At 60.7% G+C, this 22,687-nt stretch carries 15 protein-coding genes; 10 read left to right on the forward strand and 5 right to left on the reverse strand.

Translation table 11 applies throughout. From position 1 onward, the window contains the following. Positions 1 to 52: 52 nt before the first annotated feature. A complete protein-coding gene (locus tag ACP_RS03300) occupies positions 53 to 2,263 on the reverse strand; it encodes a TolC family protein (RefSeq protein ID WP_015895862.1) in 2,211 nt (736 codons plus the stop codon). A 287-nt stretch (positions 2,264 to 2,550) separates the two neighbouring features. Between ACP_RS03300 and truA the strand changes: the two genes are divergently transcribed. The 3 genes from truA to ACP_RS03315 all read left to right on the forward strand — a co-directional run bounded on the left by truA (position 2,551) and on the right by ACP_RS03315 (position 5,413). After that, positions 2,551 to 3,315, forward strand: a complete 765-nt coding sequence (gene truA / locus ACP_RS03305) for a tRNA pseudouridine(38-40) synthase TruA (RefSeq protein ID WP_015895863.1) — start codon at positions 2,551 to 2,553, stop codon at positions 3,313 to 3,315. Positions 3,316 to 3,357: 42 nt separating this feature from the next. Next, a complete protein-coding gene (locus ACP_RS03310) occupies positions 3,358 to 4,632 on the forward strand; it encodes a M20/M25/M40 family metallo-hydrolase (RefSeq protein WP_015895864.1) in 1,275 nt (424 codons plus the stop codon). Between the two features lie 223 nt (positions 4,633 to 4,855). Further along, positions 4,856 to 5,413, forward strand: a complete 558-nt coding sequence (locus tag ACP_RS03315) for an outer membrane beta-barrel protein (protein ID WP_041839236.1) — start codon at positions 4,856 to 4,858, stop codon at positions 5,411 to 5,413. Positions 5,414 to 5,475: 62 nt separating this feature from the next. Here the strand turns inward: ACP_RS03315 and ACP_RS03320 are convergent, their stop codons facing one another. The 3 genes from ACP_RS03320 to ACP_RS03330 are packed head-to-tail and all read right to left on the reverse strand — an operon-like array spanning position 5,476 to position 9,186. Next, positions 5,476 to 6,351, reverse strand: a complete 876-nt coding sequence (locus tag ACP_RS03320; protein ID WP_015895866.1) for an NAD-dependent epimerase/dehydratase family protein — start codon at positions 6,349 to 6,351, stop codon at positions 5,476 to 5,478. An 18-nt stretch (positions 6,352 to 6,369) separates the two neighbouring features. Continuing rightward, the gene (locus ACP_RS03325; protein ID WP_015895867.1) at positions 6,370 to 7,944 is read right to left on the reverse strand and encodes a GMC family oxidoreductase; all 1,575 of its coding nucleotides are present in this window, start codon (positions 7,942 to 7,944) and stop codon (positions 6,370 to 6,372) included. 39 nt (positions 7,945 to 7,983) lie between these two features. After that, positions 7,984 to 9,186: a glycosyltransferase family 2 protein gene (locus tag ACP_RS03330; protein ID WP_015895868.1), complete on the reverse strand. Its 1,203-nt coding sequence runs from the start codon at positions 9,184 to 9,186 to the stop codon at positions 7,984 to 7,986. A 731-nt stretch (positions 9,187 to 9,917) separates the two neighbouring features. Between ACP_RS03330 and smc the strand changes: the two genes are divergently transcribed. The 6 genes from smc to ACP_RS18655 all read left to right on the forward strand — a co-directional run bounded on the left by smc (position 9,918) and on the right by ACP_RS18655 (position 18,652). After that, positions 9,918 to 13,829, forward strand: a complete 3,912-nt coding sequence (smc, locus tag ACP_RS03335) for a chromosome segregation protein SMC (protein WP_015895869.1) — start codon at positions 9,918 to 9,920, stop codon at positions 13,827 to 13,829. Positions 13,830 to 14,022: 193 nt separating this feature from the next. Further along, a complete protein-coding gene (locus ACP_RS03340; protein WP_015895870.1) occupies positions 14,023 to 14,916 on the forward strand; it encodes a phosphoribosylaminoimidazolesuccinocarboxamide synthase in 894 nt (297 codons plus the stop codon). 5 nt (positions 14,917 to 14,921) lie between these two features. Then, positions 14,922 to 15,467: a CvpA family protein gene (locus ACP_RS03345; protein ID WP_015895871.1), complete on the forward strand. Its 546-nt coding sequence runs from the start codon at positions 14,922 to 14,924 to the stop codon at positions 15,465 to 15,467. Positions 15,468 to 15,539: 72 nt separating this feature from the next. Further along, positions 15,540 to 15,818 (forward strand): helix-turn-helix domain-containing protein, encoded by a 279-nt coding sequence (locus ACP_RS03350; RefSeq protein WP_041839874.1) that lies wholly within the window; start codon positions 15,540 to 15,542, stop codon positions 15,816 to 15,818. A 64-nt stretch (positions 15,819 to 15,882) separates the two neighbouring features. Continuing rightward, positions 15,883 to 16,677 (forward strand): HAD family hydrolase, encoded by a 795-nt coding sequence (locus ACP_RS03355; RefSeq protein ID WP_148215004.1) that lies wholly within the window; start codon positions 15,883 to 15,885, stop codon positions 16,675 to 16,677. 4 nt (positions 16,678 to 16,681) lie between these two features. Further along, positions 16,682 to 18,652: a hypothetical protein gene (locus ACP_RS18655; RefSeq protein WP_041839237.1), complete on the forward strand. Its 1,971-nt coding sequence runs from the start codon at positions 16,682 to 16,684 to the stop codon at positions 18,650 to 18,652. A 15-nt stretch (positions 18,653 to 18,667) separates the two neighbouring features. Here ACP_RS18655 and ACP_RS03365 read toward each other — a convergent pair whose 3' ends face one another. Further along, on the reverse strand, positions 18,668 to 19,768 hold the full coding sequence (locus ACP_RS03365) for a glycoside hydrolase family 130 protein (RefSeq protein ID WP_238525688.1): 1,101 nt from the start codon (positions 19,766 to 19,768) through the stop codon (positions 18,668 to 18,670). Positions 19,769 to 20,942: 1,174 nt separating this feature from the next. On the opposite strand from ACP_RS03365, the gene ACP_RS17145 reads away from it, so the two are divergent. Then, complete coding sequence (locus tag ACP_RS17145; RefSeq protein ID WP_052294663.1) at positions 20,943 to 22,682, forward strand: EAL domain-containing protein; 1,740 nt, start codon at positions 20,943 to 20,945, stop codon at positions 22,680 to 22,682. The last annotated feature ends 5 nt before the right edge of the window (positions 22,683 to 22,687 follow it).

Genomic DNA, 22,687 nt, shown 5'->3' on the forward strand with positions numbered 1-22,687 from the left:
AGGTGAAGCCGGCTCTGGAGGGATGTCCGGAGCCGGCGGAGTGGAACGAGAGTTACCGGCTGCCGATTTTTCCGTTGGGGGCAGGCTTTTCCGGCTCGGGCACGGGTTGCTGCTTCTGCTTTTGCAACTGCTGCTTCTGGCCCGGCAGGTTCACGACCGGCATGGCGGGAGCGGGTTCGACGCCGGGAATGGTGGGCGGCGTGCTGATTTTTCCGGTTGCGGCATCGACGATGGAGATGCCGTAGCGGTCGAGCGTGGTGCCGAGCAACTGCGCCAGTTCGGCGCGGTCTGTCGCGTACTTGGCCGTGGCGGAGAGCAGGCTGCTTTCCGCATTGGAGAGGTTCTTCTCCTGCAGGAGCACGTCAGCCGAGGTGGCCGCGCCGAGATGCAGCTTTTTGATGGCGGCGTCGAGGCTCTGCTTGTTGTAGTTGCGGTTGGCGATCGCGGACTGCACGGCGGCTCGGTCATTGGTGAGTGCGTACTGGCCGTTGATGATCTGCATGCGAATCTGCACGTAAATCTGCTGCAGGCGCATCTCCTCCTGCTGGTACTCGATGCGGGAACGTTCTTCGAGCGCCTGGGCGGTGCGGTTGCGGATGGGAATATTCAGGTTGAAGAGCACGCCCTTGTTGGGGCCGGAGCTGTTGAAGAGATTCCCGAAGACGTGAGGGTAATTGGTATTGGGCAGGCTCTGGCAGATGTTGGTGGTGCTCTGGACGCCAAAGATGGAATTGGAGCAGACCGGGCTGACCGCGCCGCCTACCGCCTGGGCTCCGTAGAACGCGGAGACATCGAGCGTTGGCAGCATACCGTTCTTGACGGCCTTGAGCGTGAGTTGGTCGTTCTTAAGGGTCAGCATGGCCTGCTCGACCGAGGGGCTGTTCTGATCGGCCTCGCGAACGAGTTCATTGACGGAGGCGTCCTCTTCGGGCGTCTCGATCATGTTGACGCGATCGGTGGGAATGACGGGCGCGCTGGCCACGGTGGGGTCGCTCAAGTTGCGGCTGATGGCCTGCTTCATGACGAGTTGCTGGTACTCGAGCGTGCTCTGGGACTGGATGAGGGCCTGCTCGTCACTGGCGTGCTGGCTGCGCACGTTGACCAGATCGAGTGGAGCGATGGCGCCGGCCTGCAACTGCTTTTCGTCATCCTTGACGAGGCTGCCCGATTGCTGGGCGGCGCGCTGCTTGGCGGCCACGTCCTCATAGGCGCCGACGAGGCCCCAGTAGATGTTCTCCACCTGATTGATGGTGTAGAGCAACTGGGCTCGGAAGGCGGAGTCAGCAATGCGGCGGTCATTGGTGGCCTGCACCATGAAGCGGCGGTTGATGCCGAGTCCAAAGCCCTGCAGCAGGTGCTGCGTGATCTCGGCATTGAAGGTGGACTGTAGCGTCGGGCTGTAGACGTTGAAGGGGTTATTCGTGGTCAGCCGCGTGTTGTTGAAGGTTACCTGCAGGGCGGTGCCGGTGGAGAAGCCCTGATTGTAGGTGAAGTTGTACGAATCGGTGTTGCTGTTGATGGCGGGAAGGCCGCCGCTGAAGAGGACGTTTTGCTGCGGCGTCTGCTCCCGGTTGAGCTCGACCTGAGCCTGCAGGGTGGGGTCGAGATTTTCTGGCGTGGGGCCCGCGCCGTTGGCCGAGAGGGTGAGTCCGCCGGAGCCCGCGCCTGCTCCGCCGGAGCCGGTGCTGGTGCCGCCCGGGCCACCGCCCGCGGCTGCGCTAACGGTGGAGGTGCTGCCGCCCTGCGTGCCGGTGACCAGGCCGGAGTTGACGCCGAAGAGGCTGGAGCCGGCGTGCGCGCGCAGGATGTCAGTGTCGGCGATATCGAGATTGAGCCGCTGGATGGCGATGTCGTAGTTGTTCTCAAGCGCGAGCAGCACGGCGTCACTGAGGCTGAGATAAATCTTGCCGTTGCGGATGAGGTCTTTGAGGTGCAGGCCGTTCAGATAGTTGTTGGTGTTGGGCATGCGGCCGGGAAAGTAGGGCGCCACGGGACTGGGAAAATAGCCGCGTCCGACGGCATAGTTATGCGCGGAGGGCCGCAGGTAAAGCGGCTCGGTGTAATTCGGGCCGGGCGCCATGGGCATGGCATTCATGGCCGGAGCCTGCTGCGGGGTCTGCTGCTGCCCGACCCCAAGGCCCAATGCATAACTGGGAGCCGTGCTTGCCATGAGGCATGCAATTGCCGCCCAGACCTTGATCTTTCCTAATGCGGAGGAAGACTGCTGTTTCTGCTGTGATTCAAGGTCCTTCTGCACGCTCATTCGCTCCTCTTCTCTTCCCTTGCTGCTGCTGTTTGGTCTGCAGGGCACTACAGACGGCCCGCGACGCGTATTGTCCAGCTATACGCTACTTCCCTGGTTCCGGTTCCCGAATTCTGGCCGGAAAACATTTGCAATCTCAACCCTCGAGACAGCCGCGCACAAAAACGGCATAACGATGCACAGATGACTCGAATTGCCGGGAAGCCTGAGTATACCTTGGAGTTACACCTCTTATGGAGTGCGGAGATCAGAGGAGATAGCGGCCTCGCCAGGCTGGGGAAAGACACGTGCCATTGAACTGGAAACTGACGCTTGCCTATGACGGCACCGACTACCGCGGATGGCAGGTGCAGCCGGAGCTGCCGACCATTCAAGGGGAGCTGGCCGCGGCCGTCGAGCGCATCACGGGCGAGCGTGTACTGCCGCAGGGCAGCGGACGCACCGACGCCGGAGTGCATGCGCTGGGGCAGGTGGCGTCGTTTGTGCTGAAGGCGCCGATTCCGGCGGAGAACCTGCACCGCGCGCTGAATCGCACGCTGCCGGCGGCGATTCGCGTGCTCGGGGCCGAGAGCATGCCTGAGGACTTTCATGCGCGGCACAGCGCGCGGAGCAAGTGGTATGAGTACCGGATCTTTCGCGGAGAAGTCTGCCCGCCGTGGACGGCGCGCTATGTGTATGCGCTGCACTGGCCGCTGGATGTAGAGGCCATGCGACGGGCGGCGGCGGCCTTTGTGGGCGAGCATGACTTTCGCTCCTTTGCGGCGAGCGACCCGGATGTGGCCGCACGCGGCAGCGAAGATGCGGAAGAAAGCCATGTGCGCACGATCTTTGCTTCAGGATGGGCAGAAGAGGACGATCTGCTGATCTACCGCGTGCATGGCAATGGATTTCTGCACCATATGGTGCGGAATCTGGTGGGCACGATGATTGGCGTGGGACGGAGACAGTTCGATGCCGAAGATATGCCCGGGCTGCTGGCGCTACGCGACCGGTCGGCGGCTGGGGCGACGGCTCCGGCGCGCGGACTGTTTCTGTATAGCGTGTGTTACTGAAGGGTCTCCGCATTGCGCGTTTGGTAATGGTAGCCTCGTGCTATGGCTTCTCCTCTCGCGGCAACGGCATTTGGACAGGTGACCCGCCTGGCCGCCGAGCGCCGCGTGCATCAGGCTTTTCGCTGGCTGCACCTGCAGGAGCAAGCCGTCTTTGCCTGGCAGCAGGAGCTGGTCGAGATTCCCGCGCCGCCCTTTGGCGAGGGTCCGCGCGCGGAGTGGCTGGCGCAGCGCTTTCGCGAGCTCGACCTGCGGGACGTGGTGACGGATGAAGCGGGGAATGTGATTGGGCGCATGCCGGGCATGGATGAAGCTGCCGGCTGCGTGGTGCTCTCGGCACATATTGATACGGTTTTCCCCGCAGGCACGGTGATTGAACCGCGTGTGGAGGGCCGGAGACTGCACGCTCCAGGCGCCTGCGACAATGGCGCGGGGGTGGCCGGCATGCTGGCGCTGGCGACGGCGCTGCGCGAGGCCGAACTGCAGCCGGCCTGCGATGTATATTTTGTGGGCAACACGGGCGAAGAGGGGGGTGGCGACCTGCGCGGCATACGCCATCTTTACCAGCATGCGCCGTGGCGGGAGCGCATTCGCGGACATATTGTGCTCGATGGAGCGGGCGACAGCGTGGCGATTACGCATGCGCTGGCCAGCCTGCGCTTTCGCGCGGTGGTGCGCGGGCCAGGCGGCCATGCCTGGACGGATGCCGGTTCGCTGAACCCCATTCTGGTGCTGAGCCGGGCGATTGCGCGGTTGGGCGAGATCGTGCTGCCGAGCTCGCCGCGCACGACCTTGAACATAGGGTCGATTCGGGGCGGTACGGCGATCAATGCGATTCCGGAAGAGGCGGAGGCGAGCTTTGACCTTCGCTCCACCGATCCGGAGCAACTGATCCGGCTGGAGGTGGAGGTGCATCGCGCGACCGAAGATGCGGTGCTGAGTGCCAACCTCGAGATGGCCACACGGCTGGCGGGGCAGCGCTCTGCACTGCACCTGGCCGGGCAGCGGCTGCGCTTTGCAGTGGAGAAAATTGGCGACCGGCCGGGCGGCCGGCTGCCGGAGGATTCGCGGCTGATGGGGCTGCTGCTGGCGGTGGACCGCCAACTCGGCTTGCGCACCGAGCCCCGTGTCGCGTCGACCGATGCGAATCTGCCGTTGTCATTGGGCGTGCCAGCCCTGACGCTGGGCGCGGGCGGGCAAGGCGGCGGCATTCATACCCAGGCGGAATGGTATGACGCGACCAACCGCGAGCTGGCCTTGCGGCGCGTGTTGCTGCTGCTGCTGGCGACCGCCGATGCCTCATCCTCAAAAGAAGCCTGAGCGGCGGCTGGAGAAATTTGCAGAGTAACGTGCAGTTTTTTCATGCATTTCAACTTGCAGGCAGCAATTTTCTCTCGTGAATGCCGTTATCGCGCGGAGAAATTCGAGCATCTGAGAGTGCAAGCCGTTTGGCCCGCTGCGTGCTGCAGTTGAGGTGAAGCGGACGGTATGCCGGGACTCCCCCGCATGAATGCAAACCCCGTTGAGAGGATCTGCGAAGCAAATGATGAAGAAATTCCCCCTGTTTGGCCTGATGATCGCGCTGTTGACGCTTCCCACGCTGGCACAGGTGCGCCCGGATGCGTACCGGGTAGGCCACAAAATCAACATTGGCGGCGAGTATGCCCTGTTCAACTCTGATTATTTCCAAGGAAATCACAGCCTGAACAAGAGCGCTTTTGCGATTTACGGCAACTACAGCATTCTGAACGGGCGCTGGCCGGTAGCTGGTGAGATCAACTTTTCGCGCATGGCGAGCGATGCTCCGGGCAAGGGCTCAGAGTACAGCCTGCTCGTGGGCCCGACGATCGGGCACTATTACGGGCGGCTGAAGCCATTTGCCAAAGTAGGACTCGGCATTGGACATTTCTCCTTGCAGGGCGCGCCGGGGCAGCAGTTGGGCACTCATCTTGCGATTGGCTTTGGCGGAGGGCTGGAATATCACCTGACCAACCGGATTACGCTGCGCCCGCTGGACTACACGTATGAGCGCTGGAACTTCTCACCGAATGCGCTGTCGCCCTCGGTGCTGGGCTTTGGCGCGTCGTACCGCATTCACTAGGCGCTCGATCCACACGGGTGGAGTGCCAACCTAAGCCGTAGCACTCTTCCCTTCCGGGATTCTCAGCCTCTGTATGGCGGTACGAAAATTCCGAGCGTCTGCAGCGCTGAGAAGTCCGGACTGGGATCCTGATGGACGAAGCTGATCACGCTGTCGCTGCGAAAAGGCATGTGCAGACCCAAAATCTCTCCCGAACGCAGTCCCATGTATAGCAGCCTCCACGGGATGGGGAGCAATGCCACGCGGCGGCCGTGGCGGCGCGCGATGCTGTGAACCAGGTCGCGGAATCTCCAAGGCTGCGGATTGGCGATGGTAATCGGCTGTCCGGCGGGAGCATCCAGTTTTCCGCGCGCGGCGCCAGCCACTATTTGAGCCAGCGTCTGCACGGGCACCAGAAATTGCGGAGCCTTTCCGTCACCGATCACAGGAATTCGGCTGGAGCTTTTGACCTGTTTCTCGATGGCCTGAAAGATGCCGCCTGAGTCTTCGTCCTGCCCGCCTGGCCCGTAAACCAATCCAGGACGGAGGATGAGTCCCCCCATAGCGGCCACGGCGGCTTCGACCTGCAGTTTTGACTTTCCGTAAAGCGAGCGCGCGCCAGGGAAGGCACTGATCGTGGAGATGAAAACAATCCGGGAAATACCGGCGGCGGCAGCCATTTGCAACAACCTAAGCGATCCTTCCACATTGGTACGCTGCACCTCGGCAGCTTTGACGGCGGTCATATCCCACGCCGCATGCACGAGGCAGGAGATGCCTTTGTCGCGGAACTGCGCCGTGATGTCCTGCTCAGATTCGAGCGACCAGAAGATACCGGCCTGGGAAGGGGTTCTTCTGCTGAGGGGAATGACCGTACCGTGGGCCTGAAGAGCCTTCACGATAGCGGAACCAACGTATCCAGTTGCGCCGGTTACGGCGAAGACATGCGAATCTGCCATTGAAACTCCCTTTTTGAATCAGGAATATTGCGGGGCCAGAGAACCAATGCGGTAGGCATTGGCCATCGCCGTGAGCGTGATGGTGGTCGCAGCAATGGAGGGAAAAACCGTTGAATCCACGGCATGAATTCTCCGGAACCCGGCGGGACGCCCGTAAATATCCGTTTGCGCGCTCGTGGGCTGGGCGCTCATAGGGAAAGTGCCTCCGGAATGAAAGCCGCGGCCTGGAGCACCCATTTTGAGGAGAGGCGGCAGTGGCACTGATCCGGTGGCTCGTGAAAGACCGAACATCTTGGCGATGAGCCGCTTGAGCGTTGCGCGCGTCTCTGGGCTGGGGGCACCCCGGACACGCAACACGTCGCCGGAGGCGGTGCGCGAGAGTACAGCTTGCATACTCGCTGAATGATCGGAATGTAGATACCCCTGGATGAGCAAGAGCCGGCCCAGGAACGGCTCCATGGGAAAGAGGGGCCTGAGCGGGCCAAGCGTCTGCTCAATGGGGGCGCGGAAAAGATCGTTGTAGGTGTAAAGCTGGCAATGAATCGTGTGAGGGCTAGTAGATGGATCGTAGATTTCGAGGAAAAGCTGCGCCAGCGTGTGGAGGTTTTCCTGACTGACGTCTCCCGCGCCACGCGCCCGCAGGAGAGGCAATAGAAAGTACTGCGAATCACAGAACGGAACCGGTTCGTCGTAGCGTTCCATTGAGCGAAGCAGAATGGTTGTTGTGCTGTAGAGGCCGCCGGCGAGGTAGACACGGCTAGCGTGAAAGGCCAGTTCTTCTCCGGATGAGGTGGCCGCGGAGATGCGGACGCCGTTTCCGGCCTCCGTTACAGAGCGGACAATCACGCCGGGACGGTAGACGAACAGATCGTTCCGTTTCATCTCCTCCACGGCGCGACTGCTCGAATAGATCAACTGGTGAGGGCAGCCGTACATGCAAAGCCCGCAGTAAATGCAACCTGGGCCTTCAAGGCCCAGGGGGGCGACAGCGATTCTGGCCTTTCCAAAGGATATGCCCGCTTGCTGGAGCCGGTGACGGTGCTCCTGCAGCCGGCTCATCATCTGCGCAGCCTGGCGGCTGAGTTTCATGTCGTGACAATGGCTGGAGTAGAGGGGAAACTCCGCGGAAAGATCGTCTTGAGCAGCGGACAAGGGCATGAAGCGAAGGACGGCACGATAGCCGTCTTCGAGACTGGCAGAGGAAACCGGCCACTTCTCCATGTCTCGCTGGTGGTAGGGCATCACGGCCGAACCCCAAACGTTGCTGAGCCCTCCCAGAGCATAGGAGGCACTGGCGTCGGCAGACTCGAACTCGACCGGGGTAGCATTCCGAGGAGTTCGATACGGGTAGTCAGAGCCGTAGACCAGCTTGAGCGGGATGCCCGAGGCCGAACTCTGCATGTCCTTCCGCAAAAACTCGAGGTTTTCAGCCGTCCAGTCCTGATGCGGGGCTGCAGCGAGCTGAACGAGTTTCTGATGCCGCTCTTGTTCAAGAGTCAATCCCGCATCCAGCATGGTGACGGGGAGTCTCTGATCGAGAAGAGCCCGGGCACACGAAACGCCGGCGGGCCCGGAGCCTACAACATAGTTCATTCCTTGCCTCCCGAAAGGAGTTCACAAGTCCCAAGCGAATCAGCCTCTTGCCCGCTCCGGCTCCACATAGTCCAAAGGAGACTCGGTGGGATGATGACGCACACTCATACCCAGAGTACTCAGGAAAAAGCTGAATAGTATGGTTTCGATGCCGAGAGTGGCCGTAAGCCCCGAAGGGATGCAGATGCGAGCGATGTGCTCGATGTCAAGCATGCCAAAGGCGAACCGCTGCCACTCGACGAGCGCATAGATGAAGGCACCCAGACCGGTGGCCAAGAGCAGGCCGCCGGCGATGAGGCCACGCTCCAGGCCGATGTGCCGGAAGAAATAACGGTAACCGATGCTGCCCGGGTAGAGATTCTCCTGCACGGAATAGACGCGGGATAAGATAGCGAACAGCACGGATTGATAACCGGCAATCACCATGAACGCGAAGTAGATCAGCGAGTCGATTCCCAGACGCACATGATGAATGTGTATCGGAGTCAGCATCAGGGCGAGGGACCCGGCAATACCGATCAGCATGAGTAATGTGCCCGGATACAGAAACAGCCAGTTCGGGCTGAACAGGAGCATGAAACGCAGATGCCGCCATCCGTCCCGGTAAGGACGCAAATGAGGAGGCCGCGAGCGCCCGTCGGGGCTGAGCGTAGTGGGAACTTCGGTAATCTTCATGTTCATCAAGGTCGCTTTGATTACCATCTCGGAGGCATACTCCATGCCGGTAGTCCTGAGGTCCATACGGTGAAAGGCCTCCTTTGAGAAGCCGCGGATGCCACAGTGAAAGTCGCTGGCCGGGCAGCGAAAAAGCGCCTTGCCGATGCTTGAGAGAATCGGGTTGCCGATATAGCGGTTCTTCCATGGCATGGCGCCAGGCTTGATGCCGCCCTTGAAGCGGTTACCCATCACCAGATCGTAGCCCTCGCGAAGCTTGCTGATAAAAGGATCAAGATTGGAGAAATCATAGCTGTCATCGGAGTCAGCCATGATGATGTATCTGCCCTGGGCCGCGAGCGACGCGCCATAAAGAGCGGAGCCGTAACCGCGCTGCGTCACGTTGACAACCCTTGCTCCCAGCGACAGGGCAATCGCCTGGGAGCCGTCCGTAGAGCCATTGTCACCGATGACAATTTCTGCGGAAACGCCGGAGCGCTCCAGATAATCCCTTGCCTTGCCAATACACACGGCCAAGGTCTCGGCCTCGTTCAGACAGGGCATGATGATGCTCAGTTCAATGGGCATTCAGGTCTCTTTCAGTGCGGAAGTCGAATTCAATTGAGTGTGATGAGGGGGGGCCATAGCTCAATGCTGACAGGCTTCCTTCACGAAGACAGAAAGAGCCCATCTCAATTATCTGCGTTACTTGCATCATGCTGAGATAGCTACTGTCCGGAACCGAGATACAAGCCACGTCCTTCCGGAATCCGCCCACGCCCTACGGCCCGCGCCGCAGCATCCATCGTGAATGTCCCACAGAAAAACACTTTATCCTGATCCGCCGTGATTCCCAAAGTTAACTTCCCTCTTTCTGCCATATCTTTCCCGAACCTGCCAGCCAACCCGCCTGCAGGAGCAGGACAATATCGCTGCTTTCATCCAGCAAGAGAGCTATTGCTGGAGCGGCAACCGCGGTCTTCTTTCGCTTGAAGAACCGGCTGGCCGCCGGATTACAGCTGACTTGCGGTCCAATGCCCGGGGTTGCGGACGCGGGCTGCGGGGCTTAGTCTGAAGGCGGCAATTCTCCGTCCCTTCTCTACTTTTCGCTGATATTGGTCCCTGGATTTGGATTTGGGGAACGCGTGTTCTCGAAATGGCCGTTTTTAGGGCCAGGATGGGGTCAAAAGTGCGCTTCTTTCCTATTCCTTGTATTTGGGACGCCTTATCCACAACATCTTGGGGTGAGGTTGTTGACCCCCCTTGCCCCCGGCGCTAGAGTTTTCACGTATAGCCACGTTCTGTGGGGAGTTTTTGCCATGCTAAAGCTGAAAAAAATCCAGATTCTGGGCTTCAAGTCCTTTTGCGACCGTACCGAGGTCGCGCTGCCCGGCAATGGGATCGCAGTGGTCGTAGGACCCAACGGGTGCGGCAAGTCGAACATCCTCGACGGCGTGACGTGGGTGCTGGGCGAGCAGAGCGCCAAGACGCTGCGCGGCGGCAAGATGGAAGACGTGATCTTTGCCGGTACGCGCAGCCGGAAGCCGCTGGGCATGGCCGAGGTGTCGATCACGCTGATTGATCCGGAGGCCTACCAGGGGCCGCTGCTGGACGAGCCTGAGATCAGCGTGGAGAACGAGCTGCCCAAGGACTGGGACGAAGACGCTCTGCGCGCAGAAAGCGCGGCGGAGGTGGAAGAGATTATCTCGGAGTCGCAGCCGGGCCAGGTGATTGAGGCGGCGGGGGCGAATCCGGCGGCGGAAGCAGGCGCGGCACAGGCGGAGTCTCAGGCGGCGCAGGCTACGGAGGGCGTGCCGGAAGCGGCGGCAGCGCAGGAGGGTGGCGCGGTGCCGGCGGTGGTGCTGAAGATTCGCCGCCGCAAGTTTCAGCGCGTACCGCAGCAGGGCGAAATTGTGGTGACGCGGCGTCTCTTCCGCACGGGCGAGAGCGAGTATCTGCTGAACGGCAAGCTGTGCCGGCTGCGGGACATTCAGGACATCTTCATGGGCACCGGCCTGGGGCCGGAGTCGTACGCGATCATTGGGCAGGAGCGCATCGGGCAACTGTTGAGCTCAAAACCGCATGACCGCCGCGCCATCATTGAAGAGGCCGCGGGCATTACGCGCTTCAAGACCAAGAAGCGGCTCGCCGAGCTGCGGCTGGAGCAGGCCAAGCAGAACCTGGCCCGCGTGAATGACATTTTTGAAGAAGTGACGCGGCAGATGGCTTCGCTGAAGCGGCAGGCGGCCAAGGCCGAGCGCTATGGCGCGCTGCGCGATGAACTGCGCGGACGCCTGCGGGTGGTGCTGGCGAGCAAGCTGGCGCAGATGGACGCCGAGCAGGCCGGGCTGCAGCAGGAGATTCAGGAGACCACGGCGAGCATTGACGAGCGCTCGGCGAAGGTGGAAGAGCTGGACCAGCAGCACGCGGCCGGGCTTTCGCAAGGGTATGCGCTGGATGAGCAGGCCAAGGCCGCGCAGCAGCAGGCCAGCCAGAGCGCCGTGGAACTGGAACGTACGACGACGCGCGAACAGGCCAATCGCGAGCGCCTGCAGGAGCTGGAGCGGCGCGGCGAACAGGCCAAGGCGGAGCAGCAACAGGCGCGGCAGCAACTGGAGGCCACGGCTGCGGAGCGCGAAGCACAGCGCGGATTTCTGCAGAATGCCGAAGAAGAGGCCGCGAGCTTCCGGGCGCAGGCGCAGGCCTCGCAGCAGAAGATGCGCGATGCGAGCCAGGCCGTCTCGGCCGCTGAGCAGAAGATTGAGGCCGGACGCCGGCAGGCCGGGCAACTGCTGAACCAGTTGAATGTGGTGCGCAACCAGTCCGCGCAGGCCGAAGAGTCACTGGCGGCGCTGGACCGCGAAGCGGCGCGCCTGGAAGCGGAGATGGCCACGGCGAAGCGCGACCTGGAAAATCTGGGTGCGGAGCGCGGACAGCTCTCGATGCGGTTTGAGTCCATCACGGAGACGCTGCAGCGGCTGGAGCAGGAGATTGGGGCCGCGCGCGCCGAGATTGCGCAGAAGCGCACCGAAGAGATGGAAGCGCGGCGCAAAGGCGACCAGTTGCGCTCAGAGCGCGCGACGCTGGTGGGCCGCAAGAATTCGATTGAGTCGTTGATTCGCGATCACAGCTATTCGACGGAAACCGTACGGAAGCTCTTTCGCGCGAATACGCTGGGCGAGGGGCTGAAGCCGGTCGGTACGCTTGCGGACTTTCTGGAAGTGCAGGATCAGTATGAAAACGTCGTGGATGAATTTCTGCGCGATGAGCTGAACTACGTGGTGGTGAAGAGCTGGGATGCGGCGAATGAAGGCATGCGCGTGCTCAAGACCGACGTGGATGGACGCGCGACGTTCCTGGTGCATCCGGAGGACTCGCAGGCACTGTTCTCATTTGCGGCCACGGAGAATGCTCAGGCCACGGTGGCCGAGCGCGCGGGCGTGGTGCCGCTGAAGGATTGCATTCGAGTGCTGAACGGGTTTGGCCGGTCGCTTGAAGTGATTCTGCCGAAGCTGCGCGATGGCTACGTCGCTCCGGACACGGAGACGGCGCGTTCGCTGGCGCTCGAACATCCGCGCGCATTTTTCCTTGCGCCGAGCGGAGAGTGCTTCCATAACCTGACGGTGACGGGCGGGCGCAGCCGCAGCGGGGGTCCGCTGGCGTTGAAGCGCGACCTGCGCGAGGTGAGCGAAAAGCTGGCCGCAGTGGAGAAGGACCTGGGCCAGGCGGAAGTAACAGCCGCCGAGCTGTCAAAACTGCTGGGCGACCTGACGCGCTCGCTCGAAGTGAAGAGCGAGGAGCGGCGGCAAGCCGAGCGCGAGAGCGCGCAGCAGGGCGCGGCGCTGCGGCAGATGGACTCGGAGATTCAACGGCTCGACCGCCGCGTGCAGGACTGGAATCTGCAGAGCAGCCGCAACAAGGATGCGCGCACGGCGAAGCAGAGCTTCCTTGAAGAAAAGCGCGAGGAGATTAGCCGGCTGGAAGAACAGCATCGCGCGGCGGAAGCCTCCATTGCCGAGGGTCAGGCTGCGGTGGCGGAGTTGCGCGCGACGCGCGAAGGCGCGCAGCAGGACGCGGCGCGGCTCTCCGCCGAGCTGGCCGGGCACGAAGAGCGCCGGCGCGGCGCGGAAGCGGCCTTTGGACGCATCGATCGCCTGCATGGTGATCTGGAACGCCGCCTGCAGCAGATGGAGCAGCAGATGGCCGCCGCCGCCGCCGAACAGCAGCAGCGCCAGCAGGAAAATGAACAACTGGCCGTGCGCCGCGAAGAGTTGAGCAATACACGCACGGAAGCCATGAAGCAGGTGGCGGAGCTGACGCAGCAGGCCGCGACACTGCGCAGCGAACTGGCGCAGGTGGAACAATCCCTGAAGACGCTGCGCGCGGAGAACAATGCCCTGCGCGAAAAGCTGACGGCCGCGACGGCGCGCGAGGCGCGCTGCTCGGCCGACAAACAGCACCTGGAAGAGACGTGCATGCAGGACCTCGGGATGGAAGCCTCGGCACTGCGCGCGGAAGAAGGCATTGCTCCTCTGGAGGGCGAGGCACTGCAGGCGGAAGATGAAGCCTGCCGCGGCCTGAAACAAAAACTCGAGTCGATGGGGCCTGTGAACATGATGGCGCTCGAGGAGTATCGCGAGACCGAGCAGCGGCACGCCTTTCTGGAGACGCAGCGCAAGGACCTCGTGGACTCGATTGAGAACACGCGGGCGACGATCAAGGAAATTGACGAGATCTCGTTCACCAAATTCAACGAAGCGTTCGCGCGCATCAATGAGAACTTCAGCGCGACCTTTACGCGGCTGTTTGGCGGCGGGCAGGCCTTTATGCGGCTGACCGATGAGGAGAACACCCTCGACAGCGGCGTGGACATTGTGGCGCAGCCGCCGGGCAAGAAACTGCAGAACGTCTTTCTGCTCTCGGGCGGCGAGAAGGCGTTGACGGTGCTGGCGCTGCTGATGGGCATCTTCCAGTACCAGCCAAGCCCCTTCTGCGTGCTGGACGAGGTAGACGCTCCGCTGGATGAAACCAACGTGGGCCGCCTGGCGGACCTGCTGCGCAGCATGTCAGTGGATACGCAGTTTGTGATGGTGACGCACTCCAAGCGCATGATGACGGCCGCTGACATGATCTACGGCGTCACGATGCAGGAGCAGGGCGTCTCCAAGGTGGTGAGCGTGCGCATGGGCGGGCAGGAACGCCCGGCGATGGCGCGCCGCGCGACGGCGTAATACCCAAAAGTCACCATGCTTCCCTGCCCATCTGCCATGAGCTTGCACCGCACTCGCGGCGCGCATAGGCTGAGAGATGCGGCGGGGAGCGTGTATTTTCTCTCGCGGGCTATCCAGACCGCGATGCCAACCTTGTAACATGTTGGAAGAGTCAACAGTTCCCCGTGCCGTTGGAAAGGTGTTACACAATCCCTTGAAAGCTCTGCTGAAAGCCGAACTCCCTGAACTCAAGCTCGTCTCGCGTGGCAAGGTGCGCGACATCTACGCCATTGGCATGGACCTGCTGATGATTGCGACAGACCGCATCTCAGCGTTTGATCACATTCTGCCGACGGGCATTCCCGGCAAGGGCGAGGTGCTCACGCAGCTCTCGGCCTTCTGGTTCCGCAAGCTGGCCGACGTGGTGCCGAATCACATGATCAGCACCGACCTGGCGGAGTTTCCTGAAGACCTCTCGGAGTACAAGAAGATTCTGAAGGGCCGCAGCATGCGTGTGAAGCGCGCGGAGATGTTTCCGGTGGAGTGCGTGGTGCGCGGCTATATCTCGGGCAGCGGCTGGAAGGATTACATTCGCACGGGCAGCATTGGCGGCATCACGCTGACTCCGGGCATGCGGGAATCCGAGCGCCTCTCAGAGCCGATTTTCACGCCGGCGACCAAGGCCGCCGATGGCGAGCATGACGAGAATATCTCCTTTGCCAAGATGGCCAATATGATTGGCGGCGAAGAAGCCGAGAAGCTGCGCGACCTGAGCATTGAGCTTTACCTGCGCGCGTCAAAGCATGCCGAGGCGCGCGGCATTGTGATTGCCGACACGAAGTTTGAGTTTGGCAAGAACGACCGGGGCATTCTGCTGTGCGATGAGGCGCTAACGCCGGACTCTTCGCGCTTCTGGCCGCGTGACCAGTACCGTGCCGGACAGTCGCAGCCTTCGTTTGACAAGCAGTACGTGCGGGACTACCTGGAAAAGATCAAGTGGAACAAGAAGGCTCCCGCGCCTCCGCTACCCGCCGAAGTGGTGCGCGGCACGCAGAAGCGCTACGCTGAGGTCTACTTCATGCTGACGGACAGCGTTCTGCAGCAGTAAACGCCATGAGCCTACTTGACTGGATCATCGTGACCATTGTGGTGGTTTCGGTGCTTTCAGCAGCACGCAGTGGCCTGGTGGTCGAGGTGTGTTCGCTGGGCGGCGCCGTACTGGGGCTGCTGCTGGCCTGCTGGAACTATCAGCGGCTGCTGCCGTGGCTGGACAGGTGGGTGTATCCGCTGGAGCTGACGAAGATTGTGGCGTTTGTCATGATCGCGCTGGGTACCATGATTGTGGCCGGACTGCTGGGGCGCATTGTGCGGTGGTCGCTGCGCACCGTGGGCCTGGGATGGCTCGACCGGCTGGCCGGCGCGGCCTTTGGACTGGTGAAAGGCGCGGTGCTCAGCGTGGTGATGATTGTAGCCATCACGGCGTTTGCGCCCCGGGCCACGATGCTGCGCAACTCCCGCTTTGCGCCGTACTTTATGGCGGCGGCGCATGGGGCAGCTTATGTAAGTCCGAGCGAATTGAGCGGCCAGATTCGCCACGGCATCGATATTTTGCGCGGGGAACAAAGTGAGTGGTTTACGCATGGCGCCCGGGTGCCGTAAACTTCAGTTCGTCCCCGCGGTTATTCTGAACCAGCACCATTCCCCCGTAGACCGATTGCAGGAGAGATGCAAGTGAAGCGCGAACTCGACAGTCTCGTGATGCAGATGCAAGCCAGCGGTATCACCTATGACGAAGCTCTTCGCGAGTTCAAAAAGCGCTTCCTGCTGCAGGTGCTGGCCAGCCACCGCGGCAACCAGTGCAAGGCCGCCAAGGAACTGGGCATGCACCGCAATACGCTGAGCCGTACGCTGGCCGAGCTGGAGATTGAACCTAGCCAGGTTCGCATGGGACTCAAGCGCCCGCCGCGCAGCGAACGTCCTGTATTTGACACCAAACAGGCGGCGCGCTAACCACGCAGCAGAATGGCCGCCTGCTTTACTCTGAGAAGAGAACGCAGAAAGGGCCTTTGACCGCTTGAGCACACTGGACGCGACCGCGCACCCCATTCGCTACACCACGCAAACCGCAGAGCTGCCTCACCAGGTGCATGTTCAACCGGGCTTTGCCTGGGATGCGCAGAATGCCTACCTTTTTGACATTGACGGCACGCTGCTGCGGAGCCGTGACCGCATCCACTATGAATCCTTTGCAGAGGGCGTGCGCCATGTGATGGGGCATGAACTTTCGCTGGACGGGGTGACGCTGCAGGGCAACACTGATCCGGGCATTCTGCGGGATGCGTTTGTGCAGACCACGCTGGAAGATGGCCACTGGCGCGCGGCGCTCGAAGAGATTCTGGAGCACATGCGCGTGAACGTGGCGGCGCGGCGCGGCGAAATGAAGCTGATCCGCATGCCGGCGATTGAAGAGACGCTCCGCTATCTGCACAGCAAGGGACGCGCGCTCGGCGTGGCCACAGGCAATCTGGAGTCGATTGGCTGGCTGAAGATCGAGACCGTGGGGCTGCGCGAGTGGTTTGATTTCGGCGGCTTCAGCGACCACTACACAGAGCGCGCCGAGATGATTGCCCACGCGGCGGAGCTGGCGCGGGAGCGCACGGGAGCGCAGGCCACGGTGTGCGTGGTAGGCGATACGATATCGGACATTCGCGCGGCGCGGGCGAACGGCCTGCCGACAATTGCGGTGGCGACGGGGCAGCAGTCATTTGAAACACTGATGGAGCTGGAGCCGGAGGTCTGCGCGAGTTCACTGGAAGCTCTCATGGAGAAGACGCCGGAAGCCGCGCCGTTTCTGCGAGGACGGCCGTAGCAGGATGTCACGGAGTCTCCTCATCGCGGCAAGCTGCGTACTCGCACTGAGCACGGCGGCACTCGCACAGACACAGAGCAGCGCAACACAGCCGCAGGGCCGGTCCGCTGTGAACGGGCAGCCGATGCAGAGCGTGACCAGCGAGCGGCCGCTCTTTGCTGCGCAATCGAAGGCCGCGGCGAATAAGAAACCCAAAAAACAGGATGCTGTTTCAGTGCGAGACAGAAACCGGGCCGAAGCACTCGCAGCGAAAGGCACGCGTGCCCTGCTGGCCAAGCAAGCGCGCGAGGCGATGCTGGACTTTGAGCACGCGGCAAAGCTGGACCCGGAGAATCCGCGCTTTGAGGCCGATGCGAAGATTGCACGCGAGCATCTCGTGACGGAGCTGGTGCAGCAGGCGCACCACGCGCGCATGCAGGGGCACCCGATGCGGGCGCAAAAGCTGCTGACGGAGGCGCTGCAGCTTGACCCGCACAACGCCGAGGTGACGCAGCACTTCGATGATCTGCCGCCGGTGGGCGCGGCGGGCTTTGACGCCGGAAAAGATATTCAGGTGAGCGCGCCGCCCGTGGCGCTTGATCCGCTGCCGGGGGAACACAGTTTTCATCTTTACGCTTCAGCTCAGACCCTGTTGCGGCAGGTGATGCAGGCGTGGAACATTGACGCGGCCAGCACCAGCGAAGTGGAGAATCAGCCGGTTCGTTTTTATGTGGATCACGTGGGCTTTGAGCAGGCGTTGCATGCCGTGGAGCTGGCCACGAATACCTTTGCGGTGCCGCTTGATCCGGCACGGGTGCTGTTTGTGCCGGATACGCCGGAGAATCGCCTGCAGTATGAGCGGCTGGCCATGGAGACGGTGCGGCTGCGGGGCGTGCCGGAGCACGAGCGCACGCACCTGATCGAGATTGCGCACAACGCCTTCAACATCAAGCAGGCAAGCTACGACGCCTCGCAGCAGGCCCTGACGCTGCGAGGACCCGAGCGGGACCTGAAGGGATTTAACGAGACACTGACGCAACTGCTGCAGGGGCAGAGCGAGATTTTACTGGACGTTCGCATGTATGAGATTGACCTGACGCATGCGCATAACGTGGGAGCAGAGCTACCGAATCAGTCGACGGTCTTCAACATTCCTTCGGAGTTGAATTCGGTCATCAACAACAACCAGAGCCTGATTCAGGAGATCATTTCGAGCGGACTCGCCTCGCCCGGCGATTATGCGGCCATCGCGGCGATTCTGATTGGCTCAGGTGCGGTGACGAACAGCATTCTGGACAGCCCGTTCGCGTATTTTGGCGGCGGCCTCACGCTCACGGGCCTCACCTTTGGCAACGGCGGCACGCTGAATGGCTCGCTGACGGCCTCGGCGGTTCACTCGCTCGACCAGATGCAGATACTGGCGCAGAACCATGAAGACGAAGAGGTGCGCAGCGGCACGCGCTACCCGATCATTACGTCGAGCTACTCCAATCTGAGCAGCAGCAGCACCTCGATCGCCGGGCTAACGTCGCCGGGCGTTTCAAGCGCGCTGCAGAGCCTGGGCATCAGTTCCAGTTCCCTGCTCTCGACGGAAGAGACGATTCCCCAGGTGCAGTATGAAGACCTCGGCCTCACGCTACATGTGACGCCGTCGGTGACCGGGCGCGGCAACGTCGCGCTGAAGCTCGACTTGAAGCTCGACACGCTGGAGGGCCAGTCACTCAACAGCATTCCGGTACTCAATGATCGCGAGCTGACGGCGATCACGACGGTCAAGCCGGGATCGAGCGCGATGATCATGAGCAGCATGAGCCAGCAGTTGTCGAATGCGGTGACGGGGATCCCCGGCCTGAGCGAACTGCCGGGCTTTGGCAACGCGACGAACAGCGATGCAAGCAAGAATATTTCGCGGCTGGTGATTGTGGTGACCCCGCGCATTGTGCGCCGCGTGCATGCGGAGGAAGCCGGGCCGGTGATTTTATTTCCGGCGCACTGACGTACCAGCGCGCCCTCAGCGCTGCGCGGCTTCCACGACGCCGACGCGGGAATCGGCGCAGCCATAGTAGAGAAACCATCGGTGATGAAAGAAGACAAGCCCCTCGGCAAAGGTGGTGCCGGCTCCGTATTGGCCCGTCTTTTCGTACGGGCGCTCCGGTTTCAGGAAGGGTTCCGTGGAGCGCGCCAGCAGACGGCCCGGATTGGATGTCTGAAACAGAGCCTGCCCCGTCGAATATGCGCCCGAGCCGAGTGCGGAATCTCCATGCTGCGATGCATTTTTACCGTTGTAGAAGAGGACGATGCCCTTCGGCGTGAGCAGCGGCGGGGGGCCTACCTCGGGAAATCCGCTGTCGAAGTGCCCCGGGCGGTGCTGCAGCAACACCAGTGCGTCGCCTTGCGGATTCATGACGGGCGTCCAGTGAATGAGGTCGGGCGACCAGGCGAGATGGATGATCTTTTCTCCCCAATACATCCAATACCGGCCATGGATCTTTGCGGCGACGAGGCGACCGTGGTCGAGCCGGGTCACGATTCCTCCCGATTTGTAACTCTCGAAGGCAGGGCCCAGACGGTGAGGAAAGATGGGGCCGTATTTGGTCCAGTGGCGCAGGTCGTGTGAGGTGGCAAGACCAATGTCAGTCACCTTGCGGTTCCACTGGGTGTAGGTGAGCACATACAGGCCGCCGGGAGCCTCCACGATGCGCGGGTCTTCCACACCGCCGGGCCACTCGCGGCTCTTCTGCGCATCATTGGCAGGATAAAAGACCGGCTCCGGATCGCGCGTAAAGTGGATGCCGTCGCGGCTCCAGGCGAGCCCCAGGCGCGAGGTGTGGCCGCCGATGGCCTGCAGGCCAGTGTCGTCTTCTGCACGGTAGAGGATATAGACTTTGCCGTGGCGCACGACGGCCGCCGGATTGAAGGTGGCGTTTGCCTCCCAATGCACCATCTGTCTTCGGATGGGATCGCGAAAAACGGCGCTGGGATCAGGAGTAAGAATCGGCGCATCGACAGGACGGCGCCATGAACCGGCCTGCAACCTGGTCCGAGGCCCGATCTGCCAACCCGACGGTGCGCGCTTCGTGTCCCGCTGCGCCAGCACGGGGGCGAGCAGCACCAAGGCCAGGAAGATTCCACACGCCCACGCGATCGCCTGCCTGATTTGCTCCCGTCTCAGCCCCCACACGTCCATTCGCCCTCCTTTTGCCGGCCGCTTCTGATATCGCCACCATGCCACGATAGCAGCCGGGAGCGGAATGGTGAAGGCAGAGAAATACCCGCCTTCAGCGTGGCCCCGGGCTTTGTCGAGAAACAATTGCGATAGAAAGAAGCACTATCAAGGCATCTTTCTGGCCGCTCAATGCGCCCTGCGCGGGCAGGAACGTCCACGCTGATGGGTGCTCTCGCCGCCATCCATCAGGGCATGGTGTGTTGTCGCCCTGGAGCGTACCGGCATCTGCACAATTCAATTATTCGGCCGTCGACGACTGAGCCGCCTGCGCGCTCAGGATGCTCCCTGGTGGCCGCCTCCCCGATTGAATCTTCCGGAAGATGAGAGCACAGGGGGCCTCTCCGCCCTCCGTTTACTCCGCATAAACACAAGATGGCGTCCCTTTATAAATGCGCACAGGGTTGTATACCCATTTTGGGATATTTATTTACCCGATCTCAGGGATGGGATTATTAGAAGAAATTCAGCATTTTGATAGTAGAGAACATTTACAGGAGATTTGGACAGACCGCCATCAGCGAGTCACCCTCCATGAGGGCGGTCTTTTTTTTGAGGGACGGGCAAAAAGATGCGGCAACAGACCGCTTCGCTCCTCAGTTAATGCATTTCGATCGACTTGTTGCTCTACCTATCTGCCCTCTTGTTTTGCTGGAGATAATTAATGCCCCAAAAGCATCCCGTTTGCCCAACCTGTCTCCGAAGGGATAGCGTTCATCGCATTCCCCGGCGGGGGTTAGCGGCGGCAGCGGCGAAACTGATCCGGAAGTATCCGTGGTTCTGCGAGATCTGCTACCAGAGATTCTGGGGCGTGCGCGAATATCACAGAAGCAGCACAGTGAATAGCTAAACGGAAGCTCTCTCCCCGCGAGCCTCTTTGCTCTTGAAGAAAAATAGCCACTAGCGCCATTGCCATATGCATTGGACTGGATGGACAGTCTGCCGGACGAAAGCCATGCTTTTCCATAAAGCGAGATCTCTCTCATTCTGATCCTGCTTGTGGCGACTGCTCTTCCGCGGGATGAAGCGATTTCATAGACGATCAACAGGGCCGTGCATCGTTATGGCGACTATAAGCACATCAAGACTGATCCTAGCCTTGCAATCCGGAGAGATTGTTCCCTATTTTCAGCCGCAGATCGAGCTTAAGACCGGGAGCCTGTCAGGCTTTGAAGTGCTCGCTCGCTGGCTTCATCCAGAGCTCGGAATTTTGCTGCCGGCTGAATTCATTCCGTTAGCACAGGGCGCTAATCTTTTGCCGGATGTCACGCATGAGGTTCTAGGCCAGGCGACCGTCGCAATTGCGGCGTTTTGTCCCATGCCTCTGCGGCTTTCAATCAATATTTCAGCCGATGAACTCCTTGATCCAGAGTTGTGCGAACGATTGAGCCTCATTGCAGAATGCTCGGGATTTCCAATCTCATGCCTCACTCTTGAACTGACGGAATCGACCCGGATTGAAAATACAGCATTGGCACGAGCCACCGTTCACCGTATCCGCCGCAGCGGATTTCGTCTTTCGCTCGATGATTTCGGTAAGGGTTATGCGGGTTTGCAGCACCTTCACGAGATTCCTTTTGACGAACTGAAGATCGACATGAGGTTCGTCCAGTGCATATCGGAATATCAAAGGTCTGAAGATTTCATCGCCGGCGTGATTGCGTTGGGAGAAGCTCTTGGAATCCACACGGTTGCCGAAGGGATTGAGACGCATATCCAGGCGAATCTGCTCACGAGCCTGCAATGCGAACTCGGACAAGGATTTCTTTTTGGTGCTCCTGTTCCGGCATCATCTATTCCTGCCTTGATGATGGAGAGAACTGCACGCAAAGAGAACGTCATATACTGCGCGAACGCAGGACAATATCGATTTGAAATTGCTCGCGGGAAACAACGCGACTCTCCGTACAGCGATTGCGCCACGGCAGAATTACGTCATTCAGATCAGCTTCCGCACTACTTGGAATATCCTCGTTCTAAACCTCCACACACAGATTTCGCGGGGAACTCCCAAATGTCGCTCCCTCCTTTATCCATCAGAAGATCATTTGCTCCGCCGCCACAAGCTCAAAAGCAAAGAGCAGAGATCGCGGCAGTACCTCCATCCGTCGCAACGGGGAACAGCACTGGTCCCAAAGAAGAAAAGACGCTTCAGAATTGGAGTAGTCAACTTTTAAAAGCGCAAGAGGAAGAACGACGCCGCATCGCACGAGAGTTGCATGATTCGGTGCTTCAGTTGCATGCATTGCTCTCTCTCAATCTCGACAAAATATCTTCAGAATCCTTAGACCGGACCAGCAGAAATGCCCTGGAAGACACAAAGGCGCTCGTTACGATTTGCTCAGAAGAACTGAGGACGATCAGCTACCTGTTGCATCCTCCCTTCATCGAAGACCTGGGGCTGGAGTCGGCACTCCGGATCTTTGTGGAAGGGCTGACGCGAAGAACTGACATCGACATCAGAGTTCAAATTGCCACGCCACTTCCAAGATTCGACTCTGACCTTGAATTAGCACTTTTCCGTGTTGTTCAGGAGTCTCTCTCCAACATTCTGCGGCACTCCGGAAGTTCCTGGGCTGAGATACGCATCCAGATTGCGGCAGATCTCGTGCTCGAGGTGGAAGATCACGGCAAGGGTCTACCCGCAACTTTTTATGATCAGAGCCAGTCTCATGCACACATGGGAGTGGGAATAGCGGGGATGCGGGAACGAATTCGCCCATTTGGAGGGACCATCGAGCTGCTTCCCGCCAATCCAGGCCTACTCGTGCGAGCGGTTGTGCCCAAGGTAGCACCTGCATGATGAAG

Source organism: Acidobacterium capsulatum ATCC 51196 (assembly GCF_000022565.1).
In the GTDB taxonomy this organism is placed as follows: Bacteria; Acidobacteriota; Terriglobia; order Terriglobales; family Acidobacteriaceae; genus Acidobacterium; species Acidobacterium capsulatum.